The organism is Actinoplanes sp. TBRC 11911, assembly GCF_012933445.1.
Classification (GTDB): Bacteria; Actinomycetota; Actinomycetes; order Mycobacteriales; family Micromonosporaceae; genus Actinoplanes.
Map to the genome: position 1 here is coordinate 418836 of NZ_JABBNC010000002.1, position 15715 is coordinate 434550.

16 protein-coding genes are annotated in these 15715 nt (G+C 71.2%); 6 read left to right on the forward strand and 10 right to left on the reverse strand.

Annotated elements, in window-relative coordinates:
• Positions 1 to 127 precede the first annotated feature (127 nt).
• Positions 128 to 979 (reverse strand): spermidine synthase, encoded by an 852-nt coding sequence (locus HH310_RS05050; RefSeq protein WP_169174187.1) that lies wholly within the window; start codon positions 977 to 979, stop codon positions 128 to 130.
• Positions 980 to 1147: 168 nt separating this feature from the next.
• Here HH310_RS05050 and HH310_RS05055 point away from each other — a divergent pair, with 168 nt between their 5' ends.
• Positions 1148 to 1510 (forward strand): hypothetical protein, encoded by a 363-nt coding sequence (locus HH310_RS05055; protein ID WP_312033838.1) that lies wholly within the window; start codon positions 1148 to 1150, stop codon positions 1508 to 1510.
• Here the strand turns inward: HH310_RS05055 and HH310_RS05060 are convergent.
• Together HH310_RS05060 and malQ are read right to left on the reverse strand one after the other, a co-directional pair.
• Complete coding sequence (locus HH310_RS05060) at positions 1507 to 1698, reverse strand: antitoxin (RefSeq protein ID WP_169174188.1); 192 nt, start codon at positions 1696 to 1698, stop codon at positions 1507 to 1509. The two genes, HH310_RS05055 and HH310_RS05060, sit on opposite strands and share 4 nt — an antisense overlap.
• Entirely contained in the window at positions 1695 to 3644 is a 1950-nt protein-coding gene (gene malQ / locus HH310_RS05065) for a 4-alpha-glucanotransferase (protein ID WP_248293671.1), read from the reverse strand. Before malQ ends, HH310_RS05060 begins: the two co-directional genes overlap by 4 nt.
• 45 nt (positions 3645 to 3689) lie before the next feature.
• On the opposite strand from malQ, the gene HH310_RS05070 reads away from it, so the two are divergent.
• Positions 3690 to 3962: a hypothetical protein gene (locus tag HH310_RS05070; protein WP_169174189.1), complete on the forward strand. Its 273-nt coding sequence runs from the start codon at positions 3690 to 3692 to the stop codon at positions 3960 to 3962.
• Between the two features lie 48 nt (positions 3963 to 4010).
• The gene (locus HH310_RS05075) at positions 4011 to 5243 is read left to right on the forward strand and encodes a chitosanase (RefSeq protein ID WP_169174190.1); all 1233 of its coding nucleotides are present in this window, start codon (positions 4011 to 4013) and stop codon (positions 5241 to 5243) included.
• Here the strand turns inward: HH310_RS05075 and HH310_RS05080 are convergent, their stop codons facing one another.
• Complete coding sequence (locus tag HH310_RS05080; RefSeq protein WP_169174191.1) at positions 5244 to 6470, reverse strand: glycoside hydrolase family 16 protein; 1227 nt, start codon at positions 6468 to 6470, stop codon at positions 5244 to 5246.
• Between the two features lie 98 nt (positions 6471 to 6568).
• Here HH310_RS05080 and macS point away from each other — a divergent pair, with 98 nt between their 5' ends.
• Both macS and HH310_RS05090 read left to right on the forward strand, forming a co-directional pair.
• Positions 6569 to 7687, forward strand: a complete 1119-nt coding sequence (macS, locus tag HH310_RS05085) for a MacS family sensor histidine kinase (RefSeq protein ID WP_169174192.1) — start codon at positions 6569 to 6571, stop codon at positions 7685 to 7687.
• A gap of 25 nt (positions 7688 to 7712) precedes the next feature.
• Positions 7713 to 8342 carry a response regulator transcription factor gene (locus tag HH310_RS05090; RefSeq protein ID WP_169174355.1) on the forward strand — a complete coding sequence of 210 codons (630 nt, stop codon included), beginning with the start codon at positions 7713 to 7715 and terminating at the stop codon, positions 8340 to 8342.
• 3 nt (positions 8343 to 8345) lie between these two features.
• Here the strand turns inward: HH310_RS05090 and HH310_RS05095 are convergent, their stop codons facing one another.
• The 4 genes from HH310_RS05095 to hisN form a co-directional block, all read right to left on the reverse strand.
• Entirely contained in the window at positions 8346 to 8903 is a 558-nt protein-coding gene (locus HH310_RS05095) for a DUF5709 domain-containing protein (protein ID WP_169174193.1), read from the reverse strand.
• A gap of 9 nt (positions 8904 to 8912) precedes the next feature.
• On the reverse strand, positions 8913 to 9698 hold the full coding sequence (locus HH310_RS05100) for an anti-anti-sigma factor (protein ID WP_248293672.1): 786 nt from the start codon (positions 9696 to 9698) through the stop codon (positions 8913 to 8915).
• A gap of 323 nt (positions 9699 to 10021) precedes the next feature.
• Positions 10022 to 10879, reverse strand: a complete 858-nt coding sequence (locus tag HH310_RS05105) for a hypothetical protein (RefSeq protein ID WP_211191804.1) — start codon at positions 10877 to 10879, stop codon at positions 10022 to 10024.
• A 54-nt stretch (positions 10880 to 10933) separates the two neighbouring features.
• Entirely contained in the window at positions 10934 to 11752 is an 819-nt protein-coding gene (gene hisN, locus HH310_RS05110; protein WP_169174195.1) for a histidinol-phosphatase, read from the reverse strand.
• 817 nt (positions 11753 to 12569) lie between these two features.
• Here hisN and HH310_RS05115 point away from each other — a divergent pair.
• Entirely contained in the window at positions 12570 to 13022 is a 453-nt protein-coding gene (locus HH310_RS05115; RefSeq protein WP_169174196.1) for a hypothetical protein, read from the forward strand.
• Between the two features lie 91 nt (positions 13023 to 13113).
• On the opposite strand, the gene rsgA is transcribed toward HH310_RS05115, so the two are convergent.
• The gene (gene rsgA, locus HH310_RS05120; protein ID WP_211191805.1) at positions 13114 to 14181 is read right to left on the reverse strand and encodes a ribosome small subunit-dependent GTPase A; all 1068 of its coding nucleotides are present in this window, start codon (positions 14179 to 14181) and stop codon (positions 13114 to 13116) included.
• Positions 14182 to 14183: 2 nt separating this feature from the next.
• Positions 14184 to 15407: a 3-phosphoshikimate 1-carboxyvinyltransferase gene (aroA, locus tag HH310_RS05125; RefSeq protein WP_312033855.1), complete on the reverse strand. Its 1224-nt coding sequence runs from the start codon at positions 15405 to 15407 to the stop codon at positions 14184 to 14186.
• Positions 15408 to 15715 lie beyond the last annotated feature (308 nt).

A 15715-nucleotide genomic window follows, 5' to 3' on the forward strand; every position in this document is an offset into this window, starting at 1 on the left:
CCCCAGTGGCGGCAGCCGATCGAAAACTGTCTCCAACGATTAGAGCGGCGCGGAAGCAAGACCCACAAGGTGCATTGCAGAATTCACACGTGATTTCCTGGCCGCAACACGACAGGCCGGTACGCGATTACTGACGGTTACCGAAAAGGCCCTCGGGGGGCGGCGGTGACGCTACGGCGACGGTGTCGGTCACCGGGGCGAACCCGGACGTGAACCGGTCCAGGTCGGTCTCGACCCGGCCGGGGAACCAGTCGCCGGCCGCGCGGCGCACCAGCCCGTCGACCGGGGGCGGGGTCCGGCCGGCGAGCACGACCAGGTTGCCGAAGCGACGGCCGCGCAGCACCGACGAGTCGGCCACCAGGCAGGCCGACGGCAGCGCGGTTCGAATCGTGGCGACCTGGGCCTTGGCGTACCGCAGGGGTGGGCCGTCGGCGATGTTGGCGATCAGCCACCCGCCCGGGGCCAGCACCCGGGCGATCGCCGACATGAACTCGACGGAGGCCAGGTGCGCGGGGGTGCGGGCGCCCGCGAAGACGTCGAGGACCACCAGGTCGTACGAGCTTTCCCGCATGCCCGAGACGGCCTCGCGCGCGTCCCCGACGCGTACCTTGATGGACGCCCGCGCCGGCAGCGGCAGCGACCTGCGCACCAGCTCGACCAGCTCGCCGTCGATCTCCACCACGCGTTGCGCCGAGCCCGGCCGGGTCGCCGCGAGGTAGCGCGGCAGGGTCATCGCCCCGCCGCCCAGGTGCAGCGCCCGCAGCGGCTGCCCGGGCGGGCCGATCAGGTCGATCGCCGCGGCCATCCGCCGGACGTACTCGAAGAGCAGGTACGTGGGATCGGCCAGGTCGACGTGGGACTGTGGCGCGCCGTCCAGCAGCAGCGTGAACGCAGTGTGATGGTCGGGGTCGGGGACCAGCTCGGCCACCCCGGTAGCGACGGTCGCCACCACCCGTTCCGATCTTTTGCGCGATGCCACAGGGCAAGTATCACGGGTGGCATCGCGAGGATCGAACCGCCCTCCCGGGCGATAAATCCTGAAAAAGGCTCTTTTGGGCTCGGAAAGGCGTAACACTCACGAGCAAGCCGAAAGAGCGAAACGCGCGTAACGAGCCTAACGAGTCTAACGAGCGGAAGGAGGCGGGTCGTGTCGACCAGTGACGTTCTGACCCAGATCATCGGCAGGCAGCCCCCGCCCGCCGGCGAGATGCCCGCGATTCTCGCCGCCGCCGAACGCGAGGCCGGCCCGCCGCTGCGGATCCGCAAGTTCGAGGCCGACGAGGGCCCGGCCTACTGGCGCTGGGACTGCGAGCACTGCGGCGAGTACGGAGGCGGCCGGCACCACGCCGACGCGATCACCCGGGCGACGCGGCACTGCCGGGAGCACCCGGAGCACCGGTCCTCGCTGCTCCCGCCCGCCCTGTGCCGGCAGCAGGACACCTACCTCCCGCTGCACCCGATGCTCTTCGCGGTCGACGACGACCCGCCGCCCCCACCGCTGTCGAACTAGCGGCCCGGCTCCGGCCGGGTGTCGCCCTCGCCGGTGCGCTTCTGCGCCTCGTCGACCGCTTTGTCGATGTTGCTCGTGTATTTGCCGTGGGTCTTCTTGTCGACCATGTCGCCGGCCTTGTCGAGAGCCTGGTCGACCTGCTTGTCGTGCTTGTCGAGGAACTGCTTGGCCTTGTTCAGGAAACTCATCGGCCTGCCTTTCGTCGGGCGAGAATCCCGGCGATCGTCGCGATACGCGGGTCCTCGGCTATCTGTTCCAGACTGCTGGCCAGCGGCATCCGCCAGTTCGGGTACTCGTACATCGTGCCTGGTAGGTTGGGCTGGCGCACCTCTCCGAGCGCGTCATAAAGCGATGCGGTGACAAATCGGCACGGCGTACGGGCAAGGAATTCGTGCATTGCCACGATGATTTCCGGGTCGGTGCTCGCCGTCGTGATCAGACCTTCGTCGCGCAATGCCGCCAGCAACGCCATGCGATCTTTCGCGGCCGTACGCCTTTCCGCCTCCACCGGACCGGCCAGCTGACCGAGTTCGGCGCGCACGCGCACCTGCTCGCCGGCCAGGAAACCGGCGGCGGTCGGCAGGTCGTGGGTGGAGATGCTGGCCAGCGCGTTGCGGGGATAGTCGGCCGCGGGCACGAACGGGCTCTTCGGGTCGTCGTAGTCGCGGGTGAACCACAGCACCGCCGAGCCCAGCATGTTCATCCGTTCCAGGCCCTCGGTGACGACCGGCTGCACGGTGCCGAGATCCTCGCCGATCACCACGGCCCCGGCGCGGGTGGCCTCCAGCGCCAGGATGCCGAGCATCGCCTCCGGGTCGTAGTGCACGTACGTGCCGCCCGCGGCGCCCATGCCCGGCGGCACCCACCACAGCCGCCACAGCCCGGCCACGTGGTCGACGCGCAGGCCGCCGGCGTGCCGGAAGATCCGGCGCAACATGTCCCGGTACGCCGCGTACCCGGTCTCGATGAGCCGGTCCGGACGCCACGCGGCCAGCCCCCAGTCCTGCCCGAGCTGGTTGAACGCGTCCGGCGGCGCGCCCGCGTGCACACCCTCGGCGAGCACGTCGCGCAGCAGCCAGCCGTCCGCGCCGTTCGGATCGATGCCGACCGCGAGATCGTGCACCACGCCCACCGGCATGCCACTGTCCCGGGCCGCCTCGTTCGCCGCCGCCAGCTGCTGTTCGAGCAGCCGTTGCAGCCAGGCGTGGAAGGCGACGCGATCACTGCGGAATTCCCGTACGCCGGGAGCGTCCGGCCGTTGATATTCCGGCGGCCATTCCGGCCAGTTGGGTCCGAAGCGCTCGGCCAGCGCACAGAACCGGGCGAAATCGGTCAAGCCGGCGTCGCTCTCCAGGTCGACTTCGCCGGCGAGGGGCCAGAGCAGCTCCAGGGCGGCGCGCTTGGCCTGCCAGACCGCGCTGTAATCGATCAACCCGTCGGCGGGCTGGGCCGGCTTGAGGGCATCGACCTGCGACCGCAGCGCGGGATCGGCCCGGCGGTATTCGTCGGTGTCGGACACCCGCAGGTACAGCGGGTTCGCGAAGCGGCGGCTCGACGGCGAGTACGGCGAGGACGGCACCGGCAGCGTCGGCGTGATCGCGTGCAGCGGGTTGAGCAGCACCAGCCCCGGACCACCCGACCCGGTCAGGAACGTGCGCAGGTCACCGAGGTCGCCCATGCCCCATGACCCGGCCGAGTGCAGCGCGTACAGCTGCAGCATCCAGCCCCACGTCTCGGGCGCCTCGGGCAGCGCGACCGGCACCACCACGAGCGTCACCTCCTGGCCGGCGACCCGCAGCCGGTGCCAGCCCAGCGGCAGGTCGTCCGGCACCCGGTCGACCTCGCGGGTGCCGCCGTCCTCCAGCTCCAGCGTCCCCGGACCGGGCAGCGCACGCCCCGTCCCCACCCGCACCACGATCGTCGCGGGCAACCGTCCCAGCCGGTCCCGCTCGCGCACCGCGGCCAGCCCGGCGGAGATCGCCGCGGGCGTGCTCGCGTCCACCCCCAGCAGCGCGAGAACACCCACCACCGACTCGGTGGAGACATCTTTGCGTTGCCGATGCCAGTCCTCGTACCAGGTGGCCACGCCGTGCGCCGCGGCCAGAGCGGCCAGCTCGCCGTTCATCAGGGTCATGGACCCATCCAACCGGTCTTGCCGGGATGGGTCACGATGGGTGGCATGTCTGCAATGGTGAAGTGGTGGTCGCGGGCGGCCGCGGCGGTGACCGGCGCGACGCTGACGCTGGTCGTGCCGGTGCACGCGTGGGCGGCCAGTAACGGTGTCGCCGACGTGGCGATCGAGGCGGCGCGGTACCGGCGCCGGCGCAGTGGGTTCGGCCTGATCGGGCTGCTCGGCGGTTTGTGCTGTCTGTTCGTGATCGCGGCGATCGTGCTCGTCATTGTGCTGTCGTCCCGTCGGCGTCGCGGCAAGGACGATTACCGAAAGGGATAGCTCTCACGTTTGGCGGCGATCATGAAACTGCCGACCTAGCTTGGGGGAATGCGGAGCGTTAGATCGATCATTCTCGGCACCGGTGTCGGCGCGGCGCTGAGCGTTCCGCTGGCCGTTTCGGTCGCCGCGAGCGCGGACAGCTCCGTGATCATTTCACGCAACAAGCCGGCCGCCGCGTCGTCGGTGCTGGCGCCGAACGCCGCCGCCCGGGCCGACGATCTGTCCGATTCCACCCGCTGGGCGAGCGCCGCCGGGCCGGGCACCCAGTGGCTGCGGATCGACCTCGGCTCGGTGCGCTCGATCGCCCGGGTGCAGTTGCGCTGGGCGGGCGCGTATGCGAAGGCGTACCGCGTGCAGACCTCGACCGACGGCGCGAACTGGAAGAACCTCTACGCGACCGCGTCGGGCAACGGCGGCGTCGACGACCTCTCGAAGCTCAGTGGCAGCGGCCGGTACGTCCGGGTGCTGGCCACCCAGCGTGGCCAGGCCGAGGGTGGGTATTCGCTGGCCGACGTCAAGGCGTACGGGCCGGCGTCGACGACCCCGCTGGCCGCGGTAGCGGCGCCCGCCGGATCCGCGGCCTCCGGGCTCGAGGACGGCCGCAAGAAGGAGTACGCGCTGGAGCTGGTGTCCAGCGCCGAGAACTCCACGAAGTCGTGGCGCGGCGAGTTCGGCTACATCGAGGACATCGGCGACGGTCGCGGCTACACCGGCGGGATAGCGGGCTTCTGCTCCGGCACCTCGGACATGCTGGCGGTCGTCAACGCGTACACGAAAGCCAAGAAGAGCAACGTGCTCGCCCGCTACCTGCCCGCCCTGCGGACCGTCGACGGCTCGGACTCGCACGCCGGCCTGGACCCGGGCTTCCCGCTCGCGTGGCGGACCGCGGCCAAGGACCCGGTCTTTCAGAAGGTGCAGGAGAACGCCCGCGACAGCATGTACTTCACCCCGGCCGTGAAACTCGCCAAGGGCGACAAGCTGCGCGCGCTCGGCCAGTTCGCGTACTTCGACGCGGCGGTCATGCACGGCGTCTCCGGCCTGCAGGGCATCCGGGCGGCGGCGATGAAGGTGGCCAGGACCCCGGCACAGGGCGGCGACGAACTGACCTACCTCAACGCCTTCCTGAACGCCCGGGAGGCGGCGATGCGCACCGAGAGCGCACACCTCGACACCACCCGGGTCGACACGGCTCAGCGGGTGTTCCTGCGGAACAGCAACCTCGATCTGAGCGCGCCGCTGAGCTGGAAGGTCTACGGCGACTCGTACAAGATCGCGCAGTGATCAGGCCTTCGACCACTTCTGGTTCGAGCCGCCGCCACAATCCCAGAGCTGCAGCTGAGCGCCGTTGGCGGTGTTGCGGTCCTTGACGTCGACGCACCGGTTCGCCGAGACGTTGACCAGGTCACCGGCCGCCGACAGGGTGAAGCGTTGCACCGGGTTGCCGTTGCAGGTGACCAGTTGGATCGGCGTGCCGTTGGCCAGCGCGCCGCCGGCCGGGTCCATGCACTTGCCCATCGCGCGCAGCGTGCCGTCGCCGTTGAAGGTCCACTGCTGGGCGGCCGAGCCGTTGCAGTCGTAGGTCTGCAGCCGCGCCCCGTCCACCGGGTTGGCCGCCGGGATGTCGATGCACCGCCCGCTCAACGCGCTGCGCAGCATGCTTCCGCCACCCGGCGGCGGCGGGGTGGTGCCACCGTTCCAGGCCGAGACCCGTACCCAGTCGACCAGCATCGTCTGCGGGAAGACCGTGCTCGCGTCCGGGTTGCCCGGCCAGTAGCCGCCGACCGCCACGTTCATGATCATGAAGAACGGGTGGTCGTAGACCCACTGCCGGCCGCCGAGGCTGGCCGGGGTGACGCGGAAGTACTCCTGGTTGTCCAGGTACCAGACGATGAGGTTGGGCGACCACTCCACCGCGTACTGGTGGAAGGCGTCGCCGAGCGCGGATCCGATGCTCCGGTTGCCGCCGATGCCGCCGGCACCGGAATAGCCGGGACCGTGGATCGTCCCGTACACGGTATTGGGTGTACTACCGACGTTCTCCATGATGTCGATCTCGCCGGTGGCCGGCCAGTTGCTGCCGCCGAGCATCCAAAATGCGGGCCAGATGCCTTGCCCCTTGGGGATCTTGATGCTGGCCTCGAACCGGCCGTACGTCTGGCTGAACTTGTCCGCGGTGAGCACCCGGCCCGAGGTGTACTGGCAGGTGCCGTAGTGGCATTGCAGGTTGGACGGGTTCTCCTTGCGGGCGGTGATCGCCAGATGGCCCTGACCGTCTTGCACGACGTTGCGGGTCGAGTTGGTGTAGTACTCCAGCTCGTTGTTGCCCCAGCCGCTGCCGCCGGTGTCGAACTTCCACTTCGAGCCGTCGATCGGCGTGCCGGACGCGCCGTTGAACTCGTCGGACCAGGTCACCGGCCCGGCGGCGGCGCTGGCCACGTCGTGCTGGGAGAGGCCGGTCAGGGACGCCGCGACGACGGCCGCGGCGAGGAGCATTCGCGTGATGCACATGGGGAGTACCTCCGGGGGAGACCTTTTAACAATCCTTAGAGATAGATGACTATCAGTCAATAAGGATGCGTTCCGGAACATGTGGAATCGTCTATCCCATGCCCGGCTTCCAGGCCCCGCTGTGGCGCGCCATCGCCGTCTACCGCATCGCCGCGCTGCTCTACATCACGATCCTCGTGATCCGCAACGTGGGTGACTATCAGCGGCCCCTGCTGGCCTGGCCGTTTCTCGCACTGGCTGCCTCCTGGACGGCATACACCACCTTCGCGTACGCCGATCCGGCCCGCCGCCGCACGCCACTGCTCGTGGCCGACCTGGTCGTCACGATGGTGGTGATGGCGGCCAGTGTCCCCGTCGTCGGCCGTACCGGGCTGCGCGACGGCCTGCCCACCCTCACCGTGGCCTGGCACGCCGCGCCCGTCCTGGCCTGGGCGGTCGCGCGCGGGCGCCGCGCCGGGATCGCGGCAGCGCTCGTCGTGGGCGCGACCGACCTGGCCGTCCGGGCCCGCTACGACCAGGGCGCCTGGACCGGCGCGGTGCTGTTGCTGCTGGCCGCGATCGCGGTCGGCTACATGGTGCGGCTCGCCGAGGTCGCCCAGGAGCGGCTCGAGCGGGCGGTCGAGGTGGAGGCCGCGACCCGGGAGCGGGAACGGCTGGCCCGCGACATCCACGACTCGGTGCTGCAGGTGCTGGCGCTGGTCCGGCGTCGCGGCGCCGGGCTGGACGGCGAGGCCGGCGAGCTGGCCCGGCTGGCCGGCGAGCAGGAGGCCGCGCTCCGCACGCTGGTCGCCGGTCTCCGGTCGGCCGAGGTGCCGGGCCACGACGCCGATCTCATGCGATTGCTTCTCCCGTACGCCTCCCCGGCGGTCAGCGTGTCCGGCCCGGCCGGCGCCGTCGTGCTGGACGCGCGGGTGGCCCGGGAGCTGGGCGCGGCGGTGGCCGCCGCGCTGGACAACGTCGAACGGCACTGCCCACCCGGCACGAAGGTCTACATCCTGGTCGAGGACGAACCGGACGCCGTGGTGGTGACCGTGCGCGACGACGGTCCCGGCTTCGAGGCGGACCGCCTCAGCGTGGCCCGCGAGCGCGGCCGGCTGGGGGTGGCCCAGTCGATCCGCGGCCGCGTCGAGGACCTGCACGGCCGCGTGACGATCGTGTCCGCGCCCGGCGTCGGCACGGAGGTGGAGATGACCGTGCCACGCGCGCCGATATCGTGATCCCGTGAGTGAGCCGATCCGGGTCATGGTGGTCGACGATCACCCGATGTGGCGCGAGGGCGTGAGCCGCGACCTTGCCGCGGCCGGGTACGAGGTGGTCGCCACGACCGGGGAGGGTCTGCAGGCGGTGCGCATCGCGGCGGCGGCCCGGCCCGACGTGGTGGTGCTCGACCTGCAACTGCCCGACGTTTCCGGCGTCGAGGTCATCACCGGGCTGTTGGACGGTCTTCCGGGCGTACGGGTGCTGATGCTCTCGGCCAGCGGAGAGCAACAGGACGTCCTGGACGCGATGAAGGCGGGCGCGACCGGATATCTGCTGAAATCGGCCGGGCTGCCGGAGTTCCTGGCGGCGGTGAGCCGCACCGCGGCCGGCGACACGGTCTTCACGCCGGGGCTGGCCGGGCTGGTGCTCGGTGAGTTCCGGCGGCTCGCGGCCGACCCCGCCGGAGCGGAGCCGGGCGCGCCGAAGCTCACCGAGCGCGAGACCGAGGTGCTGCGCCTGGTGGCGAAGGGGCTGTCGTACCGCCAGATCGCCGAGCGGCTCGTGCTGAGCCATCGCACGGTGCAGAACCACGTGCAGAACACGCTCGGCAAGCTCCAGCTGCACAACCGGGTGGAACTGACCCGTTACGCCATCGAGCAGGGCCTTGATTAAGGTCTAGTCGTAGTCGGGGGCGTTGGTCTCGTGGATGGCCAGCTCCTCGGCGCTCGCGCCGCCGCCGGCCGCGCCCGCGTCGTACGCGATGGCGTCGGTCTCGTCGTCGAAGCCGTAGCCCTCGTCCGGCGCCACCAGGCGACCGACCGTCTCCGGGTCGTCGTCGTCGAGCTGGCCGTCGTCGTAGAGCGACACCTGCGACTTCGGGTCCGACGTCGGGCTCGCGCCCCACACGTCCGCGTCGAAGTTGCGCTGCTCGGAGCTGTCCACCGTCTCGTCGAAGGGGTCCCGGTCGGCCGGGATCGGATCCTCCCAGCCGGTGTCCGGCTCCTCCTGGCGCAGGTGGTAATCGAGGGACTCGCCCTGCAACGCCTCATCGGGGGTGTCACCGAAGCGGTTCGAACCGCCCGGGCCCACCCCGGCCAGCGCCGCCGGGTCCTGCCCGTCAGCCCAACGGCTGCTCTCCACCGAGTCGTACGCGGTGGAATCGTCGTCCGCGGTGTCCGGCAGACCGGAAGCCTCCGGGTCCGACACCTCAGCGGGGTAGTCGTCGTCTCGCATCGTTGCAATCTACCCGCGGGCCGGGTCGGGCATGCCCGCAGCGTCATGGCTATCACTGTGCGGCGGCTCCGGCTCGTGGTCCGCCTGCAGCAGCGCCCACACCACCTTGCCGTCCAGCAGCACCAGACTGCCCCACCGGCTCGCCACCGAATCGATGAGCAGCATGCCGCGGCCGCCGAACGCGGTCGGCGCGACCGGGCCGCCGTCATACGACGGCAGCACCGCCGAGTTGTCCCGCACCGCCACGCTCATCCCGTCGTCGTGGGCGGCCAGCAGCACGGTCATCGGCGTCCGCGCGTGCGCGACCACGTTGTTCACCATCTCGGTCACCACGATGCACGCGGGACCGACCAGATCGGGGCGATCCCACCGCGCGCACGCCTCGGTGATCAGGTCGCGGGCCATCCGGGCGGCGCCGACCTGCGGTTCCAGCTCGGCGCTGAGCCGGGTCCGGCGGTCGGGCTCGCCCAGCTCGGCGAAGGCGTCGCCGGGCTCCGGCCAGACCGGCCATCCGGTGGCCCGCCACCCGGCGGCGTCCTTCGGGCAGCACAGGCAGAGGTGAGCGGCCGGCCAGTCGGCCGTCTCCCGGCGCAGATCACTGAGCATGGCGACCGCGGCCGGGGCGACCGGTTCCAGCCCGGCGACGTCGACCACGAGGGCCTCGGGTTGCCCGGCCAGCAGGTCCAGGAGGATCGAGCGCACCGGGGCGGCCGTGGTCGCGTCGAGCACCCCGGAAAACCGGACCAGCGGGTACGCCAGGCCGTGATCCACCAGGTGGTGCACCTCGCTCGACATGATCGCTCCATTGTGCATAACGCGTCCTCTTTTCGCATTTCCGCGGCGTGAGGACCGGTTGCTGGGCCCATAGCCCAACAGAGCGGGTCGATGGGGACATATACGCCCGGCTGGCTATGGTCAGCTTTTACCCCGATGCCCCATTCCCATGCGTAGGGGGTTGGAGCGGGCTGAGGTGAGCGGGGCGGGCGGGGTGGGCGGCGCCGAGCGGGTGCCCAGGCGCCCTGACGGTGAGCCGGGGTGGCGGGGACGGGCGGGTGCTTGGGTGCCCCGCGGTGAGTGGCTCGGGTGCTGAGGCGCGCTGCCCCGGGTGCTCCGGCGCTCTAGCGGTGGGCGGCGCGTAACGCGGTTGGCTTGGGGCGGGGCGGCCCGGCGGTGGCGTGGTGGTGCTGCGGCTCCGCGTACCGGGTCAGGCCGACCACGGCGACCAGCGTCGCCACGAAGCCGAGCGTGGCGAGCCAGCCGCGGCCCTCGTGGATGCGGTCGCCGAGCAGCAGCAGGCCGACGATCGCGGCGGGCACCGCGCCGGCCGCGTCCATGGCGGCCACCGCCGCGGTGGTCGAGCCGCGCTGCATCGCCAGGCCCAGCAGGAGTTGACCCACGAGCGAGTGGATCACCAGCAGGTAGAGCAGCGGGTTGCCGACGAAGCCGGAAAACGAATGTTCGTTCGCCAACGGCCGGGCGGCGATCGCGGCGGCCGAGAACCCGATCCCGGCCAGGGAACCGAGCACGACCGAGCCGAGGGCGCCGTGCAGGCGTACGGCAAAGAAACCGGCAGCGGCGATCACCAGGACCGTCACCGCCAGAGCGACCACGCCGGCCGTGCCCAGCCGGCGTGAATGTGCCGGTTCCGCCGACATCACCAGCGCCGTGATGCCCATGAGCAGCAGCGTGAGCAGGGCGACCTCGGCGATCGGAAGCGACCACTTCAGCAGCACCACGCCGAGGATCGCGGTCACCCCGAGACCGGCGGCGACGCTCGACTGCACCAGGAACAGCGGAAGGTCACGCCGAGCCAGGAACGCGAGCACGAACCCGAGGATCTGACAGCCGAGGCCGAGCAGGTATGTCCGCTGGCCGGCCAGCCGCACCAGCAGCCCCGGGTCGAAGCTGTGGTGCACGGTCGTGTTCGCGGCGGCTTTCGACTGGAGCAGGTTCGCCACCCCGTACGCCATGATCATGGCAGCGAGGAAGATCCAGCCCGAGGACACCACTGCTGCACGATAGACCAGGTTTCAGCGCCTTGGACCCGATACCCCACCGGTCGTGAGGGCCGTGAGCAGGGTTTCGTGAAGTGTGCCGTTCGAGGCGATGGAAGCCGTCTTGTCGGCCGGCGGCCGCCCGGTGAAGTCGGTGATCGTGCCGCCGGCCTCGTTGACGATCGGGATCAGCGCGGCCACGTCCCACAGCGAGAGCTCCGGCTCGACCATCGCGTCCACCGCGCCCTCGGCGAGCAGCATGTAGCCGTAGAAGTCGCCGTACGCGCGGCTCCGCCAGGCGGCCAGGCTCAGATCGATCACCGCGTCCAGCCGGCCGGTCTGCTGCCAGCCGTCCAGGCTGGCGTAGCAGAAGCTGGCGTCCGCCCACCGGCGGACACCCGAGACATTGATCCGGGTCGCGGCGTGCTGGTGTTTGCCCGCGTACGCGCCGTGCCCGCGCGCCGCCCACCAACGCCGCCCGAGCGCCGGCGCCGAAACGAGTCCCGCCACCGGCGTGTCGCCCTCGAGCAGCGCGATCAGCGTGCCCCAGATCGGGACGCCGCGCACAAAGTTCTTGGTGCCGTCGATCGGGTCGATCACCCAGCGCCGGCTCCCCGCACCGGCGGGCGCCGGCGACTGCCCGAACTCTTCACCCAGGACGCCGTCGCGCGGCCGGGCGCGCGTGAGCGTGGACCGGATCGCCTGTTCGACGGCCTTGTCGGCGTCCGACACCGGGGTGAGGTCGGGCTTGGACTCGACCACGAGATCGAGCGCCCGGAACCGGCTCATCGAGATCGAGTCAGCGGTGTCGGCGAGCAGATGGGCAAGCGCGAGATCATCGGCGTATCCGGCCATGGTCGAACGCTAGCCGATCGACCCCTGCAACCGCCGTCCGCGTAGTGCGCCGCCCCTCGCGCCGCTTCTCGCCGCCGCGGTGGTTGGCTTCGGTGGGTTACGTCATCTCCCCAATCGCCCGTACGCCTATTCGGAACTGTTCAGCTGGCTCCGTCGGCCGCGAGTCCCCCGTGCGAGGCGACACCGCTAGGCCCAGGCAGGTCCCAGCTCCCCACAGCGGCCGCCGCCCCACCCGGGTGTGGGGAGTCGCGACGCCCGAGAGGCGATGGTTCCCCACACCAACCCACGTCTGGGCAGTCGCGACGCTGGGGAGGTTGTGGTTGCCCACGCCGTGGCGGCCCCCGTCCGGGTGTGGGGAGTTGCGGCGCTGGGGAGGTTGTGGCTGCTCGCGCCGTGGCGGCCCCCGTCCGGGTGTGGGGAGTTGCGGCGCTGGGGAGGTTGTGGTTCCCCACACCGCGGCCACCCTCACCAGGTGTGGGCGCCCGCCACGGCCGGAACGTCCCAGCTCCGCACACGCCACGAAAGGCCAACTCATCGCAGGGTGAGCGGCGCGGGTAACAACTGAAAAGTTCCACTATTCGGTCTGGGATGACCACATCTTGAGCGCTGGTCTCATGTGGACGGTGGTTTTACCCAGATTTGTGGCTTTGGCCACCGAGGTTCGGAGCCTGATTTCGAGACCTTGGAGAGTTATGGCTCGTATTTGGGCGTAACTCTCCAAGGTCTCGAACATTCGGCCGCAAACACTGAAACGGCCAATGACGAACATAGTCAAAGGGTATGAAAAGCGCCCTTTGATCTTGCCGGGGAATCGACCTTGGTCGTTGCGGTGTGCGCGATTCACTCCGCGTCGCGGACGGTGGCGGTTGACAATGTGCTGGCGGTGCTGGCGGTGCTGGCGGTGCTGGCGGTGCTGGCGGTGCTGGCGGTGCTGGCGGTGCTGGCGGTGCTGGCGGTGCTGGCGGTGCTGGCGGTGCTGGCGGTGCTGGCGGCGGGCTGGCTCTGCGCCGGCGGCGGGCTGGCGGTGCTGGTTGTGTGCCGGTTGTGGGCTGGCTGTGTGCTCGCTGTGGGCTGGCTGCGCGCTGATGGCGCTGGTGGAGGCTGGCTGTGCGCGGCGGAGGCTGGTAGCCGCTGGCTGTGGTTGGCGGGCCTCGCCGTAGGTCGGCGGCAGCTGGCTGTGGCACCGCGGCAGCTCGCCGTGGCACCGCGGCAGATGGCTCTGGGTCAGTGGGGCTGTTTGTGGGTCGGTGGGCTCGCCGTGGGCCGGTGAGAGCTTGGACGTGGGCTGACAGACGCTGACGTCGGCTGACAGACGCTGGGGAATCGGGCCGGCCCATTTGTCGGCGGCTGCGGTCGTGCGGCTACGCCGGCAGGTCGTCCTCGGCGGGGGTGTCTCGGGCGTCGTGTTCGCCGGAGCGGGAGGCCAGCAGGCGGCGGTACGAGGCCAGGCGGCGCGGGTCGGCCTTGCCCTCGGCGACCCACGCGTCCAGGCGGCAGTCGATGTCGGCGGTGTGGCCGCAGTTCGGCTGGTCCTCCAGCGTGCCCTCGATCAGGTCGGGGAAGCCGTGCAGCAGGCTTTCCGCGCTGACGTGCGCCAGGCCGAAGCTGCGGATCCCGGGCGTGTCGATGATCCAGCCGGGGTCTTTGCGGGAACGGCCGACCACCGGCAGCCGCAATGCCACCGCGCTGGTCGACGTGTGCCGGCCCTTGCCGACCGCGCTCACCGCGCCGACCGCGCGTAACGCGTCCGGCACCAGGCGGTTGACCAAGGTGGACTTGCCCACCCCGGAGTGCCCGACCAGCACCGAGATCTGCCCGGCCAGACGCTGGCGCACGTCGTCGAGGTCGCTGTCCGGCTGGACCAGCACGTACGGCAGGTCGAGCTCGGTGTAGTAGTCCAGCACCGCCTCGGGGCCGGCCAGGTCGGCCTTCGTGAGGCAGAGCAGCGGCTCGATGTCCGCGTCGTAGGCCGCCACCAGGCAGCGGTCGATGAACCCGGTGCGCGGCGGCGGGTCGGCCAGCGCGCTGACGATCACCAGCTGGTCGGCGTTGGCGACCACGACCCGCTCCAGACGGCCCTCGGGCGTGGTGTCGTCGTCGTCCGCGGTGCGGCGCAGGGCGGACGTGCGCTCGCTGATCCGCACGATGCGGGCCAGCGCCCCGGCCGAGCCGGACACGTCTCCGACGACCGCGACCCGGTCACCGACCACGACCGACTTGCGGCCCAGTTCGCGCGCCCGCATCGCGGTGATCACCGGGCTGTCCGGCGCGTCGAGCGGCACGCACCCGTACCGCCCGCGATCGACGGCGATCACCAGTGCCTCGACCGCGTCGTCGTGTTTGGGCCGTGTCCGGGTACGCGGACGGGACGAGCGGCCCGGACGGATCCGGACGTCGTCCTCGTCGTACTCCCTTTTGCGCGGCGGCAGATTTAGCTCCTTGCCACGAGTCCCTGCCAGAGTTCCGGGAACTCGGGCAACGTTTTCGAGGTACACGCTACGTCGGTGAGCTCGATGCCCGGGACGCTGAGTCCGATAACGGCCGCGGCGTGCGCCATCCGGTGATCCGCGTACGTCTCGAAGGACGTCGCGTGCAGCGGCCGCGGCTCGATGCGCAACCCGTCCGGGAACTCGGTGACCCCGGCGCCCACCTTGGTCAGCTCGGCGGCGAGCGCGGCGATCCGGTCTGTCTCGTGCCCGCGGATGTGCGCGACGCCGCGCAACTCGGATGGCCCGTCGGCCAGCGCCGCCAGCGCCGCGATCACCGGGGTCAGCTCGCTGATGTCGGACAGGTCGGCGGTCACGCCGTGCAGCGAGCCGGTGCCGCGGACGGTCAGACCCGCGTCGGTCAGCTCGACCGTCGCACCCATCTCGGTGAGCAGATCGGCCACCGTGCGCACCGGCTGCCAGCTTTCGGCCGGCCAGCCCGCCAAGGTGACCTCGCCGCCGGTGACCATGGCGGCCGCGAAGAAGGGCGCCGCCCCGGACAGGTCGGGCTCGATCACCCAGGTGCGGCCGTGCAGCGCGCCGGGCTCGACCGCCCAGACGTCCGGGACGCTCTCGTCCACGCGCGCGCCGGCCGCCCGCAGCATGTGCGTGGTCATCCGCAGATGCGGCGCGGACGGCACCGGCGGACCCTCGTGCCGCAGCACCAGACCCTTGGCGAAACGCGGCGCGGACAGCAGCAGCCCGGACACGAACTGGCTGGAGCCGGACGCGTCGATCACCGCCTCGCCGCCGTCGACCTGCCCGGCGCCGCACACGGTCAGCGGCAACCCGCCGGCCGGCGACGCGTCGATCGACACGCCCAGCGAGCGCAGCGCCTCGACGATCGGGCGCAGCGGGCGGTTGCGCGCGTGCGGATCGCCGTCGAACTCGACAGTGCCCTGAGCGAGCCCGGCCACCGGCGGCAGGAACCGCATGATCGTGCCGGCCAGCCCGACGTCGACCCGGGCCGGACCGAGCAGCGGCGCGGGGGTGACCAGCCAGCGGTCGTCGGCCGCGGTGTCGACGCCCACGCCGAGCGCCTGCAGCCCGGCCGCCATCAGCCTCGTGTCCCGGGCGCGCAGCGGCCGCTCGATCTCGCCCGGCCCGTCGGCCAGCGCGGCCAGGACCAGCGCGCGGGCGGTCATCGACTTGGAGCCGGGCAGGCGCACCGAGGTGCTGACCGGGCCGGCGGCGGTCGGGGCGAGCCAGGGGCGGAGTTCTGCGTTCACGGTGCCATTCTGCCGCTCGGGTACGACAGTTCCGCGCCGGGCCACACGAGCCGCTCATGAAAACGAACGTTCGTTCGAGGATCTTCGGGGGTGGCGCCGAACGGGGGTGGCGCCGAACGGGGGTGGCGCCGAACGGGGGTGGCGCCGAACGGGGGTGGCGCCGAACGGGGGTGGCGCCGAACGGGGGTGGCGCCGAACGGGGGTGGCGGCGAAAGGAGGTGGCGCCGAACGGAGGTGGCGGCGAAGGG